Consider the following 5635-nt stretch of genomic DNA (forward strand, 5'->3'; position numbering starts at 1 on the left):
CATAAAATAATATTCTTTTGTTTTATAAACATAGTGTCCGTTCTGCTTTCTCTTGTCAAGGCCCCCGCCGGATTTTTCTTCCGCGCAATGAAAAGGCACGTGACGCCCGGCCGAAAAAAACATAATTTACGGAAACAACAGCATATTTTTACAAAATACACTCTTGTCCCACGCTTCCTACCCTGCCTGCAACATATCCGTCAGCTCGAAAATGCTGGACAGCTCCTCAAGGTGCATGATTTTCTCCACAGCCTCCTCGGTCCTTGCGGCGTCCAGGCCTCCCATGCCGAAAAGCCAGCGGCACTTGGACACAAGCCTTTCCCACACCACCTCGTCGGGGCAGGGGCAGTCGAATTCCCCCGGAAGCTGATGGATGGTGCGCGTGAACGACCTGCCGTCCTTCAGATTCAGCGTCAGGCGGGTATAGCGTTCCACAGGATCGAGCTTCGTGTATTCCGGGTCTTCAAACACGTCCACACGCTGTGCAAGAGCGCGGATTTCCGGGTTCTGCACCGCTTCTTCCGAAAAAAGATCGTTCTCCGTCCGGCCCAGCACCAACAGCGCCGCCACTCCGTGGGGAATGGACCACTGGGCCGCCATGGCGTTCTGCGGATCCTTGCGCATGCAGCGCGCTCCCTTTTTATGGGTATGCACCTGGACGGAATCCACGGTATCTTTGTTGACCGCATCCCATCCCAGTTCCTCGCGCAGGTCGTACACACATTCCATGGCGCCGTGCAGGTGCCTTTCGCAGCCGTACAGCTTGTAGTAGTTGCGCGACACCTCGAAACGGCTGCCCAGGCCGTCGAGCAGGGCGTGCTCGTCCACCCCCTGCTCGGCGGAAGTCTCCGCAAAGCAGGTGCGTATGCCGTCCTCCACGCCGCATATCCCCGCTTCCAGCATGTCTAGGGCAAGAATTCCGTGCCACGCCGCAATGCCGGGATAGGTGTTGCGTACGGTGCCGCCTTCCACCGTCGTGCGCCGATGTGCAAAAATGGGCAGCACGGAAACGAGGTTCAGAAGATGGTAGAAGCGTTCCGCATCCAGCCCCATCATGGATGCTGCCGCGCCGGCGGCTCCGTATACCCCGAGCGTTCCATGAGGATGAAAGCGGAAATACATGGGATAGGTGGCCACACCCGTGCGCGCGTGAGCCTCATACCCTTTCAGCGCCGCAAGCAGGACCTCCTTGCCCGACGCGCCCCGGCTCTCGCCCAGGGCAAAGGCCACGGGCACGGCCGCGATGCTGGGCATGCCGTAGGAAAAGCGGTGCCCGCCGATAAATTCCTTGGCCACGGCGCAGGAAGCGTTGATGAAGGCCGCGCGGGCCGGGTCACAGTCCCTTTTTCCGCCGAATACGGTGCACTCCCCGCGGGAAGGGCGCCGCATCGAGGCGTCGAGCTTTGCCAGATACGGCACCCCGGCATGGGAGGCCACCGCAGCGGAGAGATTTTCCAGGATGCTGCGCTTCATGTTCCTCAGAACATCTCCGGGAATATCCTCAAAACGTATCGCGCTCAGCCCTTCCGCCAGCTTTTTCGTGATGTTGTTTTCCATGCTTTCCTCCGTATCGCGGCTGTCGGTGCCGGTTTTCCTTCCGAAAAGGCGGGCACCCGGAAAACAGCCGCCTTGCGCCTTTCGGAAAACTGAGCCTAACGCCCGGACGGTTCTCCCGCCTGCGCCGCATCCCGCGCCGGATCGTGCACGAAAAGAAGCAGGATGAAGGCCAGCACCATGGTACCGATGAAGAAGGCGTAGGCCCCGTCGTAGGAATGGGTGTGCTCGTAGATCATGCCCATGACATAGTAGCCCAGGGCCTTGATGGACACGAAGGCGGAGGCGAAGCGGTAGACGGAAACGAACCTGTCCCGCCCGAACACATAGGCCACCGCGTTGGGAAAGACTGCCCAGAAGCCGCCCACGCACCCGCCGCTATACACGGCAAAAAGCAGCGCGGTGAAAAGGTTTGCGGGCAGGAAAGCCACGGACAGGCCGAGAATGTTGCAGAAAATGATCAGTTTCGTAGTTTTCAGGGGCGTGAGTATGTCGCTTACCCAGCCCCACAGGAACTTGCCCATGGCCCCGCAGAAGGCGGCAAGGCACATGAAGGCCATGGCCGTGTAGTCGTTGAACCCGAGGTCGGAAAAGCGCGGCTTGAGCTGCCCTACCACGCCCGCGGCCATCATGATGCCCAGGCCGAAGATAAGGCCCACGCGGTAACATTCCGGGTTGCGCAGAAGGTCCTTCCAGGGAATGAACACCGTGTGCGCGGCCGGCGCGCCGGCCTTTTCCGGGGCGGGCAGCCCGTCCGGCGCAAGGCCCATGTCCTCGGGCCTGTCGCGCACGAAAAACAGGCAGAGCGGCACCAGAAGCATGAGCACGCCGCAGCCGATGAAGGCCGTGGCCACGGGCACGCTGAAGGAACGCACCAGGATGAGCGCCGTGAGGGGAAGGACGACGCCCGACATGGACGTGCCCATGTTGACCACGCCGAAGGCCCTGCCCCGGAAGCGTATGAACCAGTTGCACACGAGCGCGTTGGCTATGACGCCCCCGCAGGCCTGCCCGCCTATCCATACCGCGGCGAAGCTGAGCGTGAACAGGAAGGGGCTTGAGGTCTGCCCCATCATGATGTACCCGCCCCCGCCCATGAGGGCGCCGACCAGCATGAGCCTCCGCAGGGACCAGCGCAGGGCAAGCGAGCCCAGAAGCGGCATGCTGAGCGTGCCCGCCAGAGAGGAAAAGGCCATGATGGTGCCTATGGTGCCGCGCGACCAGCCGTGAAGCAGGGAAAGCGGCTCCATAAGAGCGTTCATGATGAAGATGCCTCCGCCCTGGAGAAGAAGGTTGCCGAAAAAACCGGTCCAGGTCGGTTTCCAGCCGTAGAACATGGCTCTACCCCCTGTGGGCCAGGGTGTTTTCTCCCTCCGCATGGGCCTGTTCCCAGCGGCGGATGGCTTCAAGCTCCAGAATTTCGTTCAGGCGTCCGAAGTCGTACATTCTGTCCAGATAATCGGCGGTGCCGCCCTTTTCACGGAGATGCTCCATGAGGGCGTTCACGGCAAAGGCGATGACGCGGCTTGCCGCGCCGGGGAATATGACTACCCGGAACCCCATGTCTTCCAGTTCTGAGGCGGAAAAAAGCGGGGTGCGCCCGCCCTCCACCATATTGGCCAGCATGGGGCAGTCCGGCAGGGCGGCACAGAGAGAGCGCATCATCTCCTCCGTGCGCGGAGCCTCCACAAAAAGCAGGTCAGCCCCGGCTTCCCGGTAGGCGAAGGCCCGCTCCAGAGCCCTGTCGTACCCTTCCACGGCAATGGCGTCCGTGCGCGCCATGATGCAGAAATCCTCGTCCTGCCTCGCATCGCATGCGGCGCGTATCTTGGCGCACATTTCCGCCGCGGATATCAGGGCCTTGCCCGACATGTGCCCGCAGCGCTTGGGCATGACCTGATCTTCCAGCTGTATGCAGGAAACCCCGGCCCTCTCGTATTCCTTCACCGTGCGCGCCACGTTGAGCGCGTTGCCGAAGCCCGTGTCGGCATCGGCGATGATGGGCAGCTCCACGGCCTCGCTCAGGTATGCGGCCCGGGCAGCCATTTCCGTCTGCGTCAGAAGGCCTATGTCCGGCTTTCCCAGCAGGCTGTAGGAAAGCCCCGCCCCGCTCATGTACAAGGCCTCGAAGCCCTGCTTCTCTATGATTTTCGCGCACATGGCGTCATAGGCGCCGGGTGCGACGATGATTCTTTTTTCCGCAAGCCTTTTGCGGAACTGCGCATTTCTCGTCATCATGCCTTCCCTGCCTTTTCCCCTTCGCTTTGTTCCTCAAGCCCCAGCCTGCTCCGCACATAAGGGCCGAGCCCGCCGAGTTCCACCAGTTTCCCGATGAAGGAAGGGAACGGCGTGAAGCCGTATTCCTCATCCCTCGTGCAGTTGCGGATCACGCCCCGGCCGAGATCCACCGCGATGCAATCCCCGTCCCGTATGCCCGCGACCGCATCCGGCGAGACAATGGCCAGCAGGCCTATGTTGATGCTGTTGCGGTAGAAGATGCGGCCGAAACTTTCCGCAATGACCATGGAAACGCCGCTCATCCTGATGCTGACCGGCGCGGATTCTCGGGAGGAGCCGCAGCCGAAATTGCGCCCCCCCACAATGACGTCGCCCGGGGACACCTGCGCCGAAAACTCGGGCCGGACGTCCACGAAACAGCATTTTCTGAGGTTCTCGGGATGGCTGTTCCAGTTGGCCAGAAAACGCCCCGGGATAATGGCGTCGGTATCGACGTTGTCCCCGAATTTCCATACCCTGTGCTGTGTCATAAACACCTCGGATCAGTCAGTTCCCCGCGAAGCGCGGAGGCTGCGGCCGTCATGGGGGAAGCGAGATACACAGAGCTTCTCTTGTGCCCCATGCGGCTGACAAAGTTCCTGTTGGTGGTGGAAACTGCCACCTCGCCGTCGGCAAGCAGCCCCAGATGGGCGCCGAAGCAGGGTCCGCAGCCGGGAGGCGTAATGAGCGCCCCCGCCTCGATGAACGCGGCAAGCAACCCTTCCTTCATGGCCTGGGCATAGATATTCCGGGTGGCGGGTATGACGATGAGGCGAACCTGTTCGGGAACCCTGCCGCCGCGCAGCACAGAAGCCGCATCGCGCAGATCCTGTATTCTGCCGTTGGTGCAGGAACCTATCACCACCTGATTGACGCGGACGCGCCCCGCCTCCTCCACCGGCATGACATGATCCGGGGAATGGGGACATGCCACCATGGGCGGAAGGCCGGAAACGTCGAACTCCAGGACACGCGCATACTGCGCGTCCGCATCGCTGGAGAACACGCGATACTCCCCTCCCCCGTGTTCGCGCACATAGGCTTCCGTCACCGCATCGGGTGCGATGATGCCGCTTTTGGCCCCGGCTTCCACCGCCATGTTGCAGATGGTGAAGCGGGCGTCCATGCCCAGATTTTCAATGGCGCTGCCTCCGAACTCCAGGGCCTTGTATATGGCCCCCGAAGCCCCCAGCCTGCCCAGGGCGTGAAGCACGATATCCTTCCCGCCCACCTTGTCCTGAAGCCGGCCCTCATAGCGCAGGGCAATGCTTTCCGGCACGCGTATCCACGTTTCCCCGAGCGCCATGGCCGCAGCCGTATCCGTCGCTCCCATGCCGCAGGAAAACGCGCCCAGAGCCCCATAAGTGCAGGTATGGGAGTCGCTTCCCGCAACAGTCATGCCCGGACGGATCAGCCCCTGTTCGGGGAAGAGCGCGTGGCATATCCCTCCCCTGCCCGCCGGGAACCAGTGGGAAATCCGATAGCGGCGGACATATTCTTCCAGCGCCTTGTACTGGTCGGCCGCATCCGTCGTGGGGCTGGGAACGAAATGGTCCACGGTAATGTATACCTGATCGGGATTTTTCACCTGCCGCACTCCCCATCCTTCCAGGATGCGGAATACCGCCGTGGAGGTATCGTGCCCGATGACGGCATCGAGTCTTATGGTCACAAGGTCTCCGGGGCGGACCTGTTCCCTGCCCGCCGCAGCGGCCAGAATCTTTTCCGTAATTGTCTGTGCCATGCTGGACAACCTACCTTGTTGAGAAAAAAAAGTAAAAAATATGAAAATAAAATTTCATTT

The 5635-nt window shown here is 61.2% G+C and carries 5 protein-coding genes; all 5 read right to left on the reverse strand.

Going from position 1 to position 5635, the window contains the following annotated elements; translation table 11 throughout:
* Positions 1-177: 177 nt before the first annotated feature.
* Positions 178-1557, reverse strand: a complete 1380-nt coding sequence (locus K8W16_RS12180) for an MmgE/PrpD family protein (protein ID WP_304124265.1) — start codon at positions 1555-1557, stop codon at positions 178-180.
* A gap of 95 nt (positions 1558-1652) precedes the next feature.
* Positions 1653-2891 carry an MFS transporter gene (locus K8W16_RS12185; RefSeq protein WP_304124267.1) on the reverse strand — a complete coding sequence of 413 codons (1239 nt, stop codon included), beginning with the start codon at positions 2889-2891 and terminating at the stop codon, positions 1653-1655.
* 4 nt (positions 2892-2895) lie between these two features.
* Complete coding sequence (locus tag K8W16_RS12190; RefSeq protein WP_304124270.1) at positions 2896-3792, reverse strand: oxaloacetate decarboxylase; 897 nt, start codon at positions 3790-3792, stop codon at positions 2896-2898.
* Entirely contained in the window at positions 3789-4322 is a 534-nt protein-coding gene (locus K8W16_RS12195) for a 3-isopropylmalate dehydratase small subunit (RefSeq protein ID WP_304124273.1), read from the reverse strand. The genes K8W16_RS12190 and K8W16_RS12195 overlap by 4 nt, the downstream gene beginning before the upstream one ends.
* Complete coding sequence (locus K8W16_RS12200; RefSeq protein WP_304124276.1) at positions 4319-5575, reverse strand: 3-isopropylmalate dehydratase large subunit; 1257 nt, start codon at positions 5573-5575, stop codon at positions 4319-4321. Before K8W16_RS12200 ends, K8W16_RS12195 begins: the two co-directional genes overlap by 4 nt.
* Positions 5576-5635 lie beyond the last annotated feature (60 nt).

This window comes from Mailhella massiliensis, assembly GCF_020741395.1.
GTDB lineage: Bacteria > Desulfobacterota > Desulfovibrionia > Desulfovibrionales > Desulfovibrionaceae > Mailhella > Mailhella massiliensis_A.

Bases quoted from the DNA above. Each gene is read 5' to 3' on its own strand.
- K8W16_RS12180 (WP_304124265.1), bottom strand. From the start codon at position 1,557: ATGGAAAACAACATCACGAAAAAGCTGGCGGAAGGGCTGAGCGCGATA.
- K8W16_RS12185 (WP_304124267.1), bottom strand. From the start codon at position 2,891: ATGTTCTACGGCTGGAAACCGACCTGGACCGGTTTTTTCGGCAACCTT.
- K8W16_RS12190 (WP_304124270.1), bottom strand. From the start codon at position 3,792: ATGATGACGAGAAATGCGCAGTTCCGCAAAAGGCTTGCGGAAAAAAGA.
- K8W16_RS12195 (WP_304124273.1), bottom strand. From the start codon at position 4,322: ATGACACAGCACAGGGTATGGAAATTCGGGGACAACGTCGATACCGAC.
- K8W16_RS12200 (WP_304124276.1), bottom strand. From the start codon at position 5,575: ATGGCACAGACAATTACGGAAAAGATTCTGGCCGCTGCGGCGGGCAGG.